Source organism: Methylocaldum sp. 14B, assembly GCF_002005105.1.
Classification (GTDB): domain Bacteria; phylum Pseudomonadota; class Gammaproteobacteria; order Methylococcales; family Methylococcaceae; genus Methylocaldum.
The window spans coordinates 132,260-147,048 of record NZ_MSCV01000003.1; the positions used below are offsets into that span (position 1 = coordinate 132,260).

Sequence of the window (14,789 nt, forward strand, 5' to 3'; positions counted from 1 at the left end):
GATGCGGCTCGTTCGCCGGGACTGGCGCACGACGGCGCTGTTCGTTGCCACCGTGCTCGTGGCGCTGACCTTTGCCGATCCGAAACTCCCGCTGCCGCTTCGGGTCTATCGCTATGCCTTCGTCATCGACATCACGCAAAGCATGAATGTCCGCGATTACCATGTCGCAAACATGCCGGCGGACCGGCTCAATTTCGTCAAGGAATCGATCCGGCAGGCGGTGCATGATCTTCCGTGCGGCTCGGAAGTCGGGCTCGGACTTTTCACCACTCAGAGCGTTCAATTACTGTTCGAACCCATAGAAGTGTGCGAACACCTGCGCGTGATCGACGATGTGCTCGGCCATGTCGACTGGCGCATGGCCTGGGCAGCCAACAGCTTTGTCGCTCAAGGCGTTTATGCCGCTATCCGGGACGTAAAAAACCGAGATCCCGGCATTCGGCTGGCGCTCTTCACCGACGGCCAGGAAGCACCGCCGCAAACAATACGACCGACATTTTCCGGAAAACCGGGAGAAATCGCTGGCTTGATCGTGGGTGTGGGCGGATTGCATCCGACCACAGTGCCGAAATACGATCGCGAAAACCGGCTCATCGGTTATTGGGAAAACACCGATATCGCGCAAATGCCGGAATCCAGCACAGCCTACGAAACAACCGAGACCGTACCCCGACCGCCGCGCGAAGGCTATTATCTTTCCTGGCTGGACGAAAACCATCTACGCGAACTGAGCGCGACAACCGGCCTCCGCTATCATCGCCTGGAAACGCCGGAAGGTCTCATGGACGCATTACGCGCCCCGGAATTCGTCGAGCGCCGCACGACCAAAACCGACATTCGGTGGCTGCTAGGCATCGCAGCACTCTTGCTGTTCGCGACGGTCTACTTGATTGATGGTGGCGAAGCGTCAAAGAGGACTTGAGCGATGTCTTTCGGGAAAATTCTCATCTACGTCGGTATCGGCCTGTTTCTGCTCGGATTGGTCCTATCCTACGCCCCGGGACTGTTCGGCTGGTTCGGAAAGCTTCCCGGTGATATCCGGATTCAGGACGAGAACCGGTACATATTCATCCCCATCACCTCCATGATCATCATCAGCCTCGCGCTGACTCTGCTGATCAACCTGTTCTTTCGTCGCTAGCCGGCGTCACAACCGCCGAGCTCGCGTCCATCGTCGCAGCTTCATCTAGCCGCGTGAACACCAGCACGGGTTTCCGCTAATGCCATATCAACTTATTGTTTTATTAGCATATTCTGTAACTCCTTTGGTCACGACCCGGTACGTTAACCCAGTATTCGGGAACAAGAATCCGCCCAGAAAGCGGCCGCGGCATGGAAATTTCAGTACATCCCGTAGGGTTACCGAAACACACCCGAAACCTGCCCCCCACCAAGGGCGACAGAGAAACGTCCCGTCGCGCGGGGAAACTTAAGTGACCGCGCGACGGCAAACGAATTGGCCAAACCTCATTAACGTCACCGAGCGAGGTAACACATGCGTAAATCGTTTTACCCCCTAAGAACGTGTTTCGTATTGATTACTGCCACGGCCACTCCACTAAGCGCCTTTTCCGAGCCTCCCGCCGGACGTCTCCTTGCCGCGCAATGCGCGCAATGTCACGGAACCGACGGTTCGGGCTACGAGTCGCTGGCAGGGGAGTCTGCCGACGAGTTGTATGACGAGCTGATCGAAAGAAAGTACCGCCCGGTCGAGGACATCATGGACAGGCAAGCCCGCGGTTATACCGATGATCAACTACGGTTGATCGCCGACTACCTTGGCTCGCTTCCGCGAGCCTCGTCCTCGGACGACTAGCCTCCTACCGCAGGACCAATGACGCCAACTCCCGACAGGAGAGACTAAATATGACTGCTTTCAACAGACGGCAATTTCTAAAACTCGCCGGCGCAACCTCGCTTGTTGCGGCCATACCCAGAAGTTTGAGCGCCGCGACACCGCTCTCGAATCGAGTCGTCATCATCGGCGGAGGCTTCGCTGGCGCAACGGCCGCCAAATACCTCAAACATTGGGACAATACCATCGATGTCACCCTGGTTGAGCCCAACGCCACACACTACGCCTGTATTTTGTCCAACCTGGTCATCACCGGCGCCATCTCGATGAACCGGATCAACCTAAGCTACGACGGTTTAAGAAATCGAGGCGTCAAGATCGTCCAAGCCATGGCTGCCGCCATCGACCCGGTCGGTAGCAAGGTGGGTCTGTCGAATGGCGCCACACTAGACTACGAGCATCTGATCCTTGCGCCCGGCATCGACTTCATCAACCCGAATCCGGCCGGAGCCGAACGTCTGTACGACCCGAACCTGACGCCCCACGCCTGGAAAGCCGGGCCCCAGACTACCCTGCTCAAGAATCAATTGGCGGCCATGCCGGACGGTGGCGTGTTCGTCATGAACGTCCCCAAAGCGCCCTATCGCTGCCCACCCGGCCCATATGAGCGTGCATGTATCGTCGCCGCTTATCTGAAGCGCAAGAAGCGACGTTCGAAGATCATCGTGCTGGATGCGAACCCAGACATCGTGGCCGAGCCGCATACATTCGGCACGGCATTCAGCCAGACCTATGCAGGAACGCTCGAATACCACGCCAACGTAGGCATTACCCAAGTCAATTCATCGCTCAAGACAATAGACACCACGATCGGCACGTTGTCGGCGGACGTGCTCAACATGATTCCCAACCAGAAAGCCGGACAGATCGTCTTCGACGCCGGCGTGGTCAACGATCCGACGGGCCGATGGGCGACGGTCGATCCGCTGACTTACGGTTCAACCGTCTACGAAAACATCTATGTGATCGGCGATTCTCAGGCAACGGCACAACCGAAGTCCGGCCACATGGCGAACTCCCAGGCCAAAGTTTGCGTCGACTCGATCATCCGCGCGTTCGTCGGCGAAACACCGGACCCGCAGCCGACGACCAATTCGGCCTGCTTCAGCCCCATCACCGAGACCGAAGCGTCGTGGTTGACTGCGGTTTACCAATACGATCCGACAACGCACAGCATGAAGCGCGTCGAGGATTCGTTCGGCGAAGCGGCGGAGCCGTCGTCGGAAAATTACGAGCACATGTTCCATTGGGCCGACAACATCTTCGCGGATTCGTTTAGGTAGGGCGGCGACCCGCTTTCCACAAGACCGGCCACGCGAGGCCATAAAACCGAAGGCCAGCCTAACGCTGGCCTTCACCTTTTCTGAAATGCTAGCTCGATTCGGTAATCAAAATTTCATATTGCGCCCCTTGAAAACTAAATCCGCATCGCTATATTGTTAGCAGCTCTCGACAGAGAGTGCTAACACTACAGTGTTTTTTTGAGGTTCAAACTTCTTCAAGGAGAAAACAGTCATCATGAAAATTCGTCCCTTGCATGACCGTATCGTCGTAAAACGCTGGGAAGAAGAAAAAACATCCCCGGGCGGAATCGTCATTCCCGACACCGCAAAGGAAAAGCCGATCAAAGGCGAAGTGGTTGCTGTAGGAAACGGAAAAGCCCTGGATAACGGTCAAGTGCGCGCACTGGATGTAAAAGTCGGTGACAAAGTCTTGTTCGGCAAGTATGCCGGTACCGAAGTCAAAATCGACGGCACCGAATATCTGATGCTGCGCGAAGACGACATCATGGGCGTATTCGAAGCCTGATCCACGACCTAACGTTCAGACTGATTTTGGAGGAATTAACTGATGGCAGCTAAAGAAGTCCGTTTTTCCGATGACGCCCGTCAGCGCATGCTGGCCGGGGTTAACGTTCTGGCCGACGCAGTGAAGCAGACCCTGGGCCCGAAAGGCCGTAACGTCGTGCTGGAAAAGAGCTTCGGCGCACCGACCGTCACCAAAGACGGCGTTTCGGTCGCAAAAGAGATCGAACTGAAAGACAAGTTCGAGAACATGGGCGCTCAGATGGTGAAGGAAGTCGCCTCGAAGACGTCCGACGTCGCCGGCGACGGCACCACCACGGCAACCGTCCTGGCTCAGGCCATTGTCCGCGAAGGCTTGAAATCCGTAGCGGCGGGTGCAAACCCGATGGATATCAAACGCGGCATCGATCAGGCGGTCGGCGTGGTCATCGAAGAGCTGAAGAAACTCTCCAAGCCCTGCACCGACAGTAAAGCCATCGCCCAGGTCGGCACCATCTCCGCCAACTCCGACGAGAGCATCGGCAAAATCATCGCCGACGCGATGGACAAGGTGGGCAAGGAAGGCGTGATTACCGTTGAGGAAGGTTCCGGTTTGGACAACGAACTGGATGTTGTCGAGGGTATGCAGTTCGACCGCGGCTATCTCTCGCCCTATTTCATCAACAGCCAAGAAACCATGAGCGTCGAGCTCGAAAACCCGTACATCCTGCTGCACGACAAGAAGATCTCCAACATCCGCGACTTGCTGCCGCTGCTCGAAAAAGTGGCGAAATCCGGTCGTTCGCTGTTGATCGTCGCCGAGGATGTCGAAGGCGAAGCGTTGGCGACCCTGGTAGTCAACACCATGCGCGGCATCATCAAGGTTTGCGCCGTTAAGGCGCCGGGCTTCGGCGATCGCCGCAAGGCCATGCTGGAAGACATCGCCATCCTGACCGGTGGCCGCGTCATTTCCGAAGAACTGGGCCTGAGCCTCGAAAAAGTCGACCTGGGCGATCTCGGCAGTGCGAAGAAGATCCAGATCAACAAGGAAAACACCACCATCGTCGACGGCGCCGGCAAAGCGGAAGACATCAAGGCTCGCGTCGAGCAGATCCGCAAGCAGATCGAAGACACCACCTCGGACTACGATCGCGAGAAACTGCAAGAGCGCGTGGCCAAGCTGGCCGGCGGCGTTGCCGTGATCAAAGTCGGCGCAGCCACCGAAGTCGAGATGAAAGAAAAGAAAGCCCGCGTGGAAGACGCGCTGCACGCAACCCGCGCTGCGGTTGAAGAAGGCATCGTTCCGGGCGGCGGCGTCGCTTTCATCCGTGCTCAAAACGCGCTGAAGGATCTGCAGGGCAAGAACCACGACCAGACCGTGGGTATCGCCATCCTGCGCCGTTCGATCGAGGAGCCGCTGCGTCAAATCGTGACCAACGCGGGCGAAGAAGCTTCGGTCGTCCTGAACCGGGTTCAGGGAGGCGAAGGCACCTTCGGCTACAACGCTGCGACCGGTGAATACGGCGACATGATTCAGATGGGTATCCTGGACCCGACCAAGGTCACCCGTTCCGCGCTGCAGAACGCCGCGTCCGTGGCCGGTCTGATGCTCACCACGGAAGCCATGGTGGCCGAACAGCCGAAGAAAGAAAAAGGAGCCGGCATGCCCGGTGCCGGAATGGAAGACATGATGTAATCGGTTGCTTCCACGACCGAGAACACCAAAGCCCCGCCGAAAACGGCGGGGCTTTTTCGTCTGATCTTATCCCGTTTTTCTATATCAAAAGTTGTTTTTAGAATTTTTAGGATTGAATCTCGTGTGTTACCTTATCCGTCACGGTTTCTACCCCGATACGACATGAGTACTCAATTCTTCGATCTCGATCAGCTTAAAGGCGAATTGGCCGGAAAAAATCCCCGCGCGATTCTCAAGGCGGCGCTGACATGGTTCGACAACATCGCCATTTCCTTCAGCGGCGCCGAAGACGTGGTATTGATCGACCTAGCCAGCAAGCTCAAGCCGGGCATTCAGGTCTTCACCTTGGATACCGGTCGCTTGCATCCCGAAACCTACAGATTGATCGAGACCGTTCGGGAGCGCTACCCCATTCGGCTGGACGTTCTTTCGCCGGATCGCGTGCAACTGGAAACTTTAGTCAGAGAAAAAGGCTTATTCAGCTTCTACAAAGACGGCCATCACGAATGTTGCAGCATCCGCAAGGTCGAGCCGCTTCGCCGGAAGCTTAGTCAGCTGGACGCCTGGATTACCGGTCAGCGACGCGACCAAAACCCGACTCGGGAAAATTTGGCCGAGATCGAGCTTGACGAAGCTTTTTCCACGCCCGACCATCGCCTGATCAAATTCAATCCGCTCGCGAACTGGTCGTCGGCGCAGGTGTGGGATTACATCGAAGCCTACGACGTGCCCTTCAACGAACTGCATCGTAAAGGTTTCGTCAGCATAGGCTGCGAACCTTGCACTCGGCCGATTCTGCCCAATCAGCATGAGCGCGAAGGCCGGTGGTGGTGGGAAGATGCCGGGAAGAAGGAATGCGGCCTACATGCCGGGAATCTGAAAACAGCTGAAAAAGCTTGAGGATCAACACCGGCCTTGGCGCATCACCAAGCCGGGCATGCGAAAACTAGCGCACCGGCAGCGCGATATTCTCGAACAAGGCATCGACGTCTTTTTGTTCCCGCTGGGTCATGGCTTGTTCCACCAATTCCCGCGTCAGATGCGGCGCGAATAAGCGGATGAACTCGTAAATGAATCCGCGGATGAACATATCCCGCCGCAGCCCGATCTTCGTCGTGCTCAAACCGAACATATGACTGGCATCGAGCGGAATCAGATCGGCGTCCGCGACAGGGTCGTAAGCCATCTTGGCAACGATTCCGACTCCCAAACCGAGCCTTACATAGGTCTTGATCACGTCCGCATCCACCGCAGTCAAAGCTAACTGGGGATGCAGATTTGCCTTCTCGAACGCCTGATCCAGCTGCGAACGTCCGGTAAATCCGAAGACGTAAGTCACGATGGGATACTCGGCGACATCCTGCAAAGTTAGCTCCGCCTTTTCCGTCAATGGATGCCCCTGCTGTACCAAGACACAGCGATTCCACTGGTAACACGGCAGCATGACGAGATTCTCGAAGAGCTCCATCGCTTCGGTGGCAATCGCCATATCGACAACCCCGCGCGACGCCAATTCGGAAATCTGCATCGGCGTGCCCTGGTTGATATTGAGCTTGATCCCGGGGTAACGACGCATGAACTCCTTTATGGCGGGAGGAAGCGCATAGCGCGCCTGCGTGTGCGTAGTGGCGATGGACAGCGAACCGACCTTATTGTCGCGGTGTTCCTGCGCGATATTCTTTATATCCTGGACCTTGCCCAAAATTTCTCCGGCAATCGCCACAATCTGCTTGCCGGCTGCGGTAATCTCCGTCAGGTGCTTGCCGTTCCGCGCGAAAATCGGAAGCCCCAGTTCATCCTCCAAAAGCCGGACTTGCTTGCTAATTCCGGGCTGCGACGTGTAGAGGCTGTCCGCCGTCGCAGAAACATTCAATTCGTGCTGCGCAACTTCCCAGATATAGCGTAATTGCTGCAATTTCATGGCGTCTTCGGCGTCATCCCGAGTGAACGAGGGAAACAAAAATTATACTCTTTTCAATAGCATCATTTCGCAAAGCTCAACTCTAAGGCTGAATTAATCGCGAAAAGCTACCAACCTCGAGCAGCCCCGAATTTCGGCAAATACTCTATCTCTAGGTAAGATCTGCGAGGACTGCTAAACGCCTGTCGCCGTTGCCGGTATCGTTTCCGACGAACCGGTTCCCGCTCCACCTCAAAACCGACTCGAAACTGCGGAGCGCTTGTATTTCGGGTGCCTCAGGAACAGGAATTCTTGAAAGCATGGGTCGAGTCGGACCTCCGTTGCGGTGAAGCTGGACAAGTGGGATACGATGCCGTGGCAGGCCATCGGAGCATCGAATTCCGATCGGTGACCGTAACCACCGTAAAAGGCGAAGGCAAGGAGTACATCGACCGCGGCCATGCGGTCATTTACCGCGGCACCTACGAAAAGTTTCGCGACGAGGACGGATACATCTTTCCACGCGGGGAGCGGATCGCGGCGTGCGAACGCACTTCCGCATGATTACCGAAGATCCTTATGAAGACGATTTCATCGGGATCGAGCCGTATATCTTACAAGACCCCGCAGCCTGGTGCGCACATCCCGGCACGCGCCGCCCAGTTCAGTTTTCCAAGAGCGGACGACAAATCTTGAGCGATTGTGAAAACAGCAGCGGCAGCTGCTGAAACGTGTTCGGTTCAAGACCGACTGTTCACGACAAAAAGGCGCTGCTGACTTCAACAGCGCCCTCGACAGCGGAGATTGAGACTTTTCAGTTGAGGCGACGAAAAGACGAATTATCGAACCCGATTGAACTCCCCGCCGTATAACTCATCGCTAGCCACGACCTTCCGATTATTTTTCGAGATATTGCATCTTGTCCGGTTTGCCGTTCCACTCGTCCGCATCTTCCAAAGCTGGCTTGACTTCCGTGATGCTTGGCCACACTTTCGAAAGCTCCGCGTTCAATTGGATGAATTGTTCCTGGCCCTCCGGAACTTCATCTTCGGAATAAATCGCGTTCGCGGGGCATTCGGGCTCGCATAAAGTGCAGTCGATACATTCATCAGGATCGATGACTAGAAAATTCGGCCCCTCGTGAAAGCAGTCGACCGGGCAAACATCGACGCAATCGGTAAATTTGCACTTGATGCAGTTTTCGGTTACTACGAAAGTCATTTCAAATTTTCCTGTAAGCTGTATGGGTTACCAGATAACAGCCTGTTTCGCTCGTTATTGGACTCGGCTCTATGCGTGCAGTTTCACCGCCCCGCCAAACCCGTTCCAATCTATCTTGCAAGCAGCAGTGACGGGCAGCCTCTTGAAATTAAGAGGCGCATTTTACATGCACCTGGGGCAATTCCCAAGCAACCCCCGCCGATATCGTCTTTTCCGGTTCAAGGCAAATTGATCGGTCCCGTGAATACCCAATCGTTCTGTTGAACAGTCGTGTGGCAGCCGACGCATTCCTGTGCAAAATTCGCGTCCTTGCCATAAGGTTCCTGCTTCTCTCCCAGCCAGCGGGCAAAACCCCAGCCGCCCGTTGAAGCATACTTGGCTGAATCCTTGATCATGAACTCGGCATGGACGAATTCACCCGGCACCATGGCCGTGGGATATTTGGGATGGTTTTTTTGCTTTACCACCAGCTTGGCCAGCACCGCTCCATCTGGCCAAGGATTGGTATTTCCGGCTCTCGCCGCAGCAATAGCGACATCATTACCTAAAATGGCACGGAGCGTACTGGTTTCCGGACGCTGAGAAACAGCGATTAGCCGCCAATCTTTATAATTCTGCGGGATCGTAATCCCATTCGGAGCCGGTGCTACATTGGACTGTTCCGCCCAAGCAAACGTCGCGATGACCGCGGCCCCCAAGATCATCATAATTCTTTTCACTGCAAAATCTCCTCTGAGAGTCGTAAAACTTGCCCCCTAGCGAAGACGAACACACGTTATCACCGGCACTTCACTCGAATAAGGTAAATCCAGCGCTACCGATCGTCGAACCTTGCCAAGGTGTTGCGTCTAGCGGATGCCGGGGACAAAGGCAGCCGATTTTCGGTCTTTTTGTCCAAGCCTGCAATCCGCAAACCTAGGCCGATTGACAGAGTAGCGTACCGTCTCTTAATATTCATCGAGCACGCATATTAAGTGCAATAAACGCGATTTACGCGTTTTTTTATGCGCGTAAAGATGCATTAATGCTACATGATTGACAGAAACCCATAGTTTTGGAGAACTCTAAATGAGCCAAAGTCTTTTTGAAAAGCTGGGGGGCGAAGCTGCCGTAGACGCTGCCGTCGATATTTTTTACCGCAAGGTCTTGAGCGACGACCGAATCGCCCATTTCTTCGAAAGCGTCGACATGGAGGCACAAGCGGCCAAGCAGAAAGCATTCTTGACCATGGCATTCGGGGGTCCCCATCACTACTCCGGTCTCGACATGCGGCGAGGCCACGCTCATCTTGTCAAGAACGGATTGAACGACGCTCATTTTGATGCGGTGATGGAAAACCTGGCCGCGACCATGCAGGAACTCAAAGTTCCGGAAGAACTTATTGCCGAAGCTGCGGCCATCGCCGAAAGTACTCGGAACGACGTTCTCGGTCGATAACCCGCGGTTTATTCTGGGGAAGGGTCTCGATGCCGAATATCCGCTACGATGGACAAATCTATTCGCTACGCGACGGTCAGTCCGTTCTTGAGTGTTTGACCGAGCACGGCGCATCCGTGCCGTTCGGTTGTCGCGCCGGTATTTGCCAAGCCTGTCTGATGCGGGCGGAGGTCGGGCGTCCACCGGAAGCTTCGCAAAAAGGACTGAAGCCGACGCTAAAAGCCAAGAATTACTTTCTGGCGTGTATTTGCAATCCGGAAGAAACCCTTTCAGTCTCGTTGCCTGGCAACGAGCTTTCCAGGACCCCCGCGACGATTGTGGGCATGGAGCTTCTAAACGCCGAGATCATGCAGGTCAGCCTGAAAGCCCACGAACAGATCGAGTATCGGGCCGGTCAATTCATCAACCTGTATCAGGGCGAGAATCTGGCGCGAAGCTATTCCGTCGCCAGCCTACCGACCGAAGATCCTCATATTCATATCCACGTACGGCGAGTACCACAAGGGAAAGTGAGCAATTGGGTGCACGACGCCTTGCGCCCGGGCGACACGATCGACATTCAAGGTCCAGGCGGCGATTGCTATTACCTACCCGGATCGCCCGAACAAGGCCTGCTGCTGATCGGCACGGGCAGCGGACTGGCGCCGCTGTACGGCGTCGTTCGTGACGCTCTCGCCCAGGGCCATATCGGACCGATCAGGCTCTTTCACGGCAGCCGGACTCCGAACGGTCTCTACCTAACCGATAAACTGCGAGAACTTACCAGAGCCTACTCCAATTTCGAGTACACAGCCTGTCTTTCGGGCAGCCACGTTTCGAAAGAATTCGCAAGCGGAAGGGTTCACCAGATCGCGTTGAATGAGGTGCCCAACTTGACAGGATGGCGAGTTTTTCTGTGCGGACACCCGGAAATGGTGAAAGCCGCTCAAAAGAAAGCCTTCCTGGCAGGCGCATCCATGAAAGACATCGTGTGCGACGCGTTCACGTCACGTGTGATTCCCAGCTGATCGAAAAAACTCGGAGCCTAGCGGGTCCCGGGTTTGGCGTCGGCAGGAACGTGAACCGCCGCGACCATCCCTGCCCCTGATATCGACGGAGACGTGAGATGTGGAGGCTACCTTCAGGCCGCTCCCGTCGAGTAGATGTTGCTCAGGGTGGTGCGAAACCGACCGAGCGTAAAAAATACCTTCCTCAGTCATCATCTTCCTCGATGGTCACCTGAGTGCCATCCGCCGAAACAAAAACCTCGATCTTCTTGTTCCTTTCGTCCCGTCCCTCGAACTCGTATCCGGCGGGGCCAATTCCCTTAGTGACCGATTCGACCTCGTCCGGTTTGAAATTGGGCAGCCTCGCTTTCAATGCTTCACGCGCGACGATGGGGACCTCCTCCAACGGAATCTCGGTCTCGGCCTCGACCAATGTCCCTTCGGGCGTCACCTCAACCTCTACTTTACGATTCGATGAATCACGTCCCTTCAGTTCGTAAATGGCCTGGCCCTTTTCCGTTTCCGTCTCAGCTTTCTCCCATTGGACTCCAGGCACCGCCTTGTCTGCCGTTGCTCTTACGGCTGGCGGCACTTGATCCAAAGGAACCTTCTTCTCGCCTGAACTCCCGGAGCCGTCACAACCGGTAAGACTGACGAGACACAATAAACCGAAGGTGATAAATCTCATGATTCGAACCCTCCTTGTCCGTCCGATGAATAGAAATGCGCCGCTCATCGCCTTGGCTATTTGGGCAGTGAGCAGCCTCTCGTTCGAGTGATGTAAGCAACAAGCGCGAGTACCGTCAATTGGGACAAATCCCTAACGCAGAACGGCCGAAACCACGCCTGAAGACCGCGCCATGCCGAAATGGGCACTAGTCCCAGGCCCCCTGGACTATCGGAAATGTCGCCTTAAGCTACGCCGACCGCCTTAGTCTTGAACGATGCGATAACATCCTCTCTTTCGATCAACAGAAACTGAACATGAAAGCAAAACGATGGCCCCTGTCGATACGCGTACTGATAGGCGTCGCGCTGGGAGCGTTACTCGGCGTCGTCGGTGGCGATGAAGCTTATCTTTGGGGCCTTCGAAACGACCATCTCGGGCAGCTCGGAATGCTCGTGATCCGACTCTTGAAAGCGCTTGCCGTGCCGCTCATTCTATTTGCGATTCTCGATGCATTTGCGCGAACCCATATATCCGCAAGAAGCGGAGGACGGCTGGTGACGATTTGCCTCATCAACGTTTCGGTCGCTTGCATGATCGGCTTGCTGCTGATGAATGCGATAGAACCCGGGCTGGCATGGCAGGACAGGATCGAGCAACTCACCGCCCAACTTTCCGGAAATTCCGCTCTGGCGAGCTCAAACGCGGTCCCGGCGGCAACCCTCAACCCATTGAAGAACCTCGGCGCCTATATCCCTCAAAGCCTGATCGAACCGCTTGCCGGCAATAACGTGATCTCGGTAGTTCTGCTCGCCTTGCTATTCGGCGCCGCCCTACGCTGGCTTAAAGATCGCCAAGGCGAGAGCGATATCGCAGACATTCGACCGTTGGAAGGATTTGTATCCTCGGCCTATCAGATTCTAGCCAAGGTGCTTTCTTGGGTTGTCGAAGCCGTTCCGTTCGCAGTCTTCGGCCTCGTAGCTCAAGTCGTCGGAAAAACCGGTCTGGAAATCTTCGCCGATTTAGGCGGGTTTCTCGGTGTTATAAGCCTTGGCCTGGCTTTGCACGGCCTCGTTTATTATCCCTTGGCGGCATGGCTGGCGGGTGGAAAGCCACCGCACATTTATCTGAAGCAAGGCGCGGATGCCATCATGACCGGCTTATCGGCAAACAGCAGTTTGGCGGCCATGCCCGTTACCTTGCGGTGCCTGAGGACCATCGGCGTCTCGGACTCATCTGCGCGCATCGCGGTTTGCGCCGGAACAAATCTTAATAACGACGGCATCACGCTGTACGAGGCTATGGCGGCACTGTTCCTGGCACAGGCATTGGGTTACGGGCTTGGAGCCGGACAACAAGCCATTATTGTGCTCTCGGCGCTTATGGCGGCTATCGGCGTCGCCGGAATTCCGGAAGCGGGATTGATTATCCTTCCACTGGTGCTGAGTGCGTCAGGTTTGCCGGAGACAATCGTAGCCGCAGCGATACCTCTGATCGCGCCGGTCGACTGGATCCTCGCGAGACTCCGGTCCGGGGTAAACGTGCTCGCCGATATGCTCGTGGCGATCTTGCTCGATGCTTGGGAAGGACGCGGATCAGACCGCGAAAAAAAGCGTAGCCGCGGATAACGGCTACGCCTTGTTTAAATGAGCCGAAGCGGCGTTAGCCGTTGATCCAATAGTGGGTCAAAATGCTCGCGGCATAGCCGGCGATAATGGCCGGCGTCCAGCGCAGATGGCTGAAAAAGGTATACATGCCGCGCGACGTCCCCATGAGGGCCACACCCGCCGCCGAACCGATGGACAGCATGGTTCCGCCCACGCCGGCGGTCAAGGTCACGAGCATCCACTGATAAAGGTCCATATCGGGATTCATGCTCAGCACCGCGAACATGACCGGAATGTTGTCGACGATGGCCGAAAGCACGCCGATCAGAATATTTGCCGTCGTCGCCCCGAGTCCATCGTACATCGCCTCGGAAACCAGTTCCAAATAACCGATGTAGCCCAAACCGCCCACAGCGAATACCACGCCGAAGAAAAACAGCAGGGTATCCCATTCCGCATCGCGAACATTGGCGAATACATCGAACCTCCCATTCTCGGCGCTGTACAACAGTTTCAAGCGGTATCCATAGAACATCAGAAAGGAAAGTCCCACCATCATGCCCAGGAACGGCGGAAGATGCAGAAATTGCTTGAAGCTAACGGCGGTCACGATGGTGAGAGCGAACAAGCCGCAAACGATTAGGGCGCCGTCCTTCATCTTGACCTGCTCCTCATCGGGGAAACTGGGTGCTTCGTCCGGTATGGCGAAGTGCATGAAGGCGGCGGGCACAGCGAAGTTTACCACCGACGGAATGAACAGCTCGAAAAAGTCGAAGAACTCCGCCTTGCCGGCCTGCCAGACCATTAGCGTGGTGATATCGCCGAAGGGGCTGAACGCGCCGCCCGCATTAGCCGCGCTCACCAAATTGACAAAACCCAAAGCTACGAAGCGTGGGCTATTTGCACCGACAGCCATCACCACAGCACCCACCAACAGCGCGGAAGTCAGGTTGTCAGCTACCGAGGACAGGAAGAAAGTGATCACCCCGGTGATCCAGAAAAGCTTGCGATAACCGAATTTACGGCTCACCAGCCAGGAACGCAGGGCCTCGAACACATTTCGGTCGGCCATGGCATTGATGTAGGTCATAGCGACCAACAAGAACAGAAACAGCTCGGCATACTCGCGGAGATCGTGCTCGAAGGCCTTGTGCACCTTCTCCGATGGAACGCTGTTGCTGGCGGCCAGATAAGCCACATGCGCCCAAATGATGCCGGCGGCAAGAATGACCGGCTTGGATTTTCGCAAATGGGTAAACTCTTCGGTCATCACGAACCCGTACGCGATGATGAAGACCAAGACGCAATAAAGGCCCCGTTGGGTACCGGTCAGCCCCAAGACCTCCGATCCTTCGGCCGATGCCAAACCGGGCACAAGAAATAGCAGCGAAAGTAAAACGAATGCGCGTAACAAAGCTAAGCCCTCTTCGGTGTTTTTGAAAAACGTCTGTGCCACTGCCGTCAAGCAGCACGACCCCCCAGTCAAAACAGCCCTGCATTATATATATAGAAGGGCTAGCGAATGAATAACCAAGCACTTTTTCCGCACTTCGGTTCAGGTGCACTTGTGACGGAAGAACGGCGTTTACAGGCAGAGTCGATATGAAGTAAATTCATAGATATATCCAGTTTTATT

Annotated in this window: 16 protein-coding genes; 11 read left to right on the top strand and 5 right to left on the bottom strand. The window is 55.5% G+C overall.

The features are described 5' to 3' along the window. The first annotated feature begins 1 nt into the window (after window position 1). The 7 genes from B2A78_RS03090 to B2A78_RS03120 all read left to right on the top strand — a co-directional run bounded on the left by B2A78_RS03090 (window position 2) and on the right by B2A78_RS03120 (window position 6,235). Window positions 2–922 carry a VWA domain-containing protein gene (locus B2A78_RS03090; RefSeq protein WP_077728443.1) on the top strand — a complete coding sequence of 307 codons (921 nt, stop codon included), beginning with the start codon at window positions 2–4 and terminating at the stop codon, window positions 920–922. Between the two features lie 3 nt (window positions 923–925). Next, window positions 926–1,141 (top strand): DUF2905 domain-containing protein, encoded by a 216-nt coding sequence (locus B2A78_RS03095; RefSeq protein WP_077728444.1) that lies wholly within the window; start codon window positions 926–928, stop codon window positions 1,139–1,141. Window positions 1,142–1,495: 354 nt separating this feature from the next. Continuing rightward, a complete protein-coding gene (locus tag B2A78_RS03100) occupies window positions 1,496–1,816 on the top strand; it encodes a c-type cytochrome (RefSeq protein ID WP_077728445.1) in 321 nt (106 codons plus the stop codon). A 50-nt stretch (window positions 1,817–1,866) separates the two neighbouring features. After that, a complete protein-coding gene (locus B2A78_RS03105) occupies window positions 1,867–3,138 on the top strand; it encodes an FAD-dependent oxidoreductase (protein WP_077728446.1) in 1,272 nt (423 codons plus the stop codon). 235 nt (window positions 3,139–3,373) lie between these two features. After that, a complete protein-coding gene (gene groES / locus B2A78_RS03110) occupies window positions 3,374–3,664 on the top strand; it encodes a co-chaperone GroES (protein WP_077728447.1) in 291 nt (96 codons plus the stop codon). Window positions 3,665–3,706: 42 nt separating this feature from the next. Continuing rightward, window positions 3,707–5,335 carry a chaperonin GroEL gene (gene groL, locus B2A78_RS03115; protein WP_077728448.1) on the top strand — a complete coding sequence of 543 codons (1,629 nt, stop codon included), beginning with the start codon at window positions 3,707–3,709 and terminating at the stop codon, window positions 5,333–5,335. 162 nt (window positions 5,336–5,497) lie between these two features. After that, a complete protein-coding gene (locus B2A78_RS03120; protein ID WP_077728449.1) occupies window positions 5,498–6,235 on the top strand; it encodes a phosphoadenylyl-sulfate reductase in 738 nt (245 codons plus the stop codon). 46 nt (window positions 6,236–6,281) lie between these two features. Here the strand turns inward: B2A78_RS03120 and cysB are convergent, their stop codons facing one another. Then, window positions 6,282–7,256 (bottom strand): HTH-type transcriptional regulator CysB, encoded by a 975-nt coding sequence (gene cysB / locus B2A78_RS03125; RefSeq protein WP_077728450.1) that lies wholly within the window; start codon window positions 7,254–7,256, stop codon window positions 6,282–6,284. Between the two features lie 291 nt (window positions 7,257–7,547). Between cysB and B2A78_RS03130 the strand changes: the two genes are divergently transcribed. Next, window positions 7,548–7,799, top strand: coding sequence for a hypothetical protein (locus tag B2A78_RS03130; RefSeq protein ID WP_139841142.1), 252 nt, complete (start codon window positions 7,548–7,550; stop codon window positions 7,797–7,799). Window positions 7,800–8,132: 333 nt separating this feature from the next. On the opposite strand, the gene fdxA is transcribed toward B2A78_RS03130, so the two are convergent. Together fdxA and B2A78_RS03140 are read right to left on the bottom strand one after the other, a co-directional pair. After that, complete coding sequence (gene fdxA / locus B2A78_RS03135; RefSeq protein WP_077728452.1) at window positions 8,133–8,456, bottom strand: ferredoxin FdxA; 324 nt, start codon at window positions 8,454–8,456, stop codon at window positions 8,133–8,135. 218 nt (window positions 8,457–8,674) lie between these two features. After that, on the bottom strand, window positions 8,675–9,175 hold the full coding sequence (locus B2A78_RS03140; RefSeq protein ID WP_240502385.1) for a cytochrome P460 family protein: 501 nt from the start codon (window positions 9,173–9,175) through the stop codon (window positions 8,675–8,677). 349 nt (window positions 9,176–9,524) lie between these two features. On the opposite strand from B2A78_RS03140, the gene B2A78_RS03145 reads away from it, so the two are divergent. Both B2A78_RS03145 and B2A78_RS03150 read left to right on the top strand, forming a co-directional pair. Continuing rightward, window positions 9,525–9,893, top strand: a complete 369-nt coding sequence (locus tag B2A78_RS03145; RefSeq protein WP_077728454.1) for a group 1 truncated hemoglobin — start codon at window positions 9,525–9,527, stop codon at window positions 9,891–9,893. A 29-nt stretch (window positions 9,894–9,922) separates the two neighbouring features. Next, window positions 9,923–10,900: an FAD-binding oxidoreductase gene (locus B2A78_RS03150; protein WP_077728455.1), complete on the top strand. Its 978-nt coding sequence runs from the start codon at window positions 9,923–9,925 to the stop codon at window positions 10,898–10,900. A gap of 184 nt (window positions 10,901–11,084) precedes the next feature. On the opposite strand, the gene B2A78_RS03155 is transcribed toward B2A78_RS03150, so the two are convergent. After that, complete coding sequence (locus tag B2A78_RS03155) at window positions 11,085–11,567, bottom strand: PepSY domain-containing protein (protein ID WP_133717645.1); 483 nt, start codon at window positions 11,565–11,567, stop codon at window positions 11,085–11,087. A 296-nt stretch (window positions 11,568–11,863) separates the two neighbouring features. Between B2A78_RS03155 and B2A78_RS03160 the strand changes: the two genes are divergently transcribed. Continuing rightward, a complete protein-coding gene (locus tag B2A78_RS03160; RefSeq protein ID WP_077728457.1) occupies window positions 11,864–13,174 on the top strand; it encodes a dicarboxylate/amino acid:cation symporter in 1,311 nt (436 codons plus the stop codon). Window positions 13,175–13,208: 34 nt separating this feature from the next. On the opposite strand, the gene nhaD is transcribed toward B2A78_RS03160, so the two are convergent. Further along, window positions 13,209–14,567: a sodium:proton antiporter NhaD gene (gene nhaD / locus B2A78_RS03165; protein ID WP_133717643.1), complete on the bottom strand. Its 1,359-nt coding sequence runs from the start codon at window positions 14,565–14,567 to the stop codon at window positions 13,209–13,211. Window positions 14,568–14,789: the final 222 nt, after the last annotated feature.

What these genes read in the sequence shown, in the direction of transcription:
- B2A78_RS03155 (WP_133717645.1), bottom strand. Translation starts at nt 11,567, where the DNA reads ATGAGATTTATCACCTTCGGTTTATTGTGTCTCGTCAGTCTTACCGGT.
- B2A78_RS03145 (WP_077728454.1), top strand. Translation starts at nt 9,525, where the DNA reads ATGAGCCAAAGTCTTTTTGAAAAGCTGGGGGGCGAAGCTGCCGTAGAC.
- B2A78_RS03105 (WP_077728446.1), top strand. Translation starts at nt 1,867, where the DNA reads ATGACTGCTTTCAACAGACGGCAATTTCTAAAACTCGCCGGCGCAACC.
- B2A78_RS03090 (WP_077728443.1), top strand. Translation starts at nt 2, where the DNA reads ATGCGGCTCGTTCGCCGGGACTGGCGCACGACGGCGCTGTTCGTTGCC.
- B2A78_RS03150 (WP_077728455.1), top strand. Translation starts at nt 9,923, where the DNA reads ATGCCGAATATCCGCTACGATGGACAAATCTATTCGCTACGCGACGGT.
- groL (WP_077728448.1), top strand. Translation starts at nt 3,707, where the DNA reads ATGGCAGCTAAAGAAGTCCGTTTTTCCGATGACGCCCGTCAGCGCATG.
- B2A78_RS03100 (WP_077728445.1), top strand. Translation starts at nt 1,496, where the DNA reads ATGCGTAAATCGTTTTACCCCCTAAGAACGTGTTTCGTATTGATTACT.
- fdxA (WP_077728452.1), bottom strand. Translation starts at nt 8,456, where the DNA reads ATGACTTTCGTAGTAACCGAAAACTGCATCAAGTGCAAATTTACCGAT.
- B2A78_RS03120 (WP_077728449.1), top strand. Translation starts at nt 5,498, where the DNA reads ATGAGTACTCAATTCTTCGATCTCGATCAGCTTAAAGGCGAATTGGCC.
- B2A78_RS03160 (WP_077728457.1), top strand. Translation starts at nt 11,864, where the DNA reads ATGAAAGCAAAACGATGGCCCCTGTCGATACGCGTACTGATAGGCGTC.
- groES (WP_077728447.1), top strand. Translation starts at nt 3,374, where the DNA reads ATGAAAATTCGTCCCTTGCATGACCGTATCGTCGTAAAACGCTGGGAA.
- B2A78_RS03095 (WP_077728444.1), top strand. Translation starts at nt 926, where the DNA reads ATGTCTTTCGGGAAAATTCTCATCTACGTCGGTATCGGCCTGTTTCTG.
- cysB (WP_077728450.1), bottom strand. Translation starts at nt 7,256, where the DNA reads ATGAAATTGCAGCAATTACGCTATATCTGGGAAGTTGCGCAGCACGAA.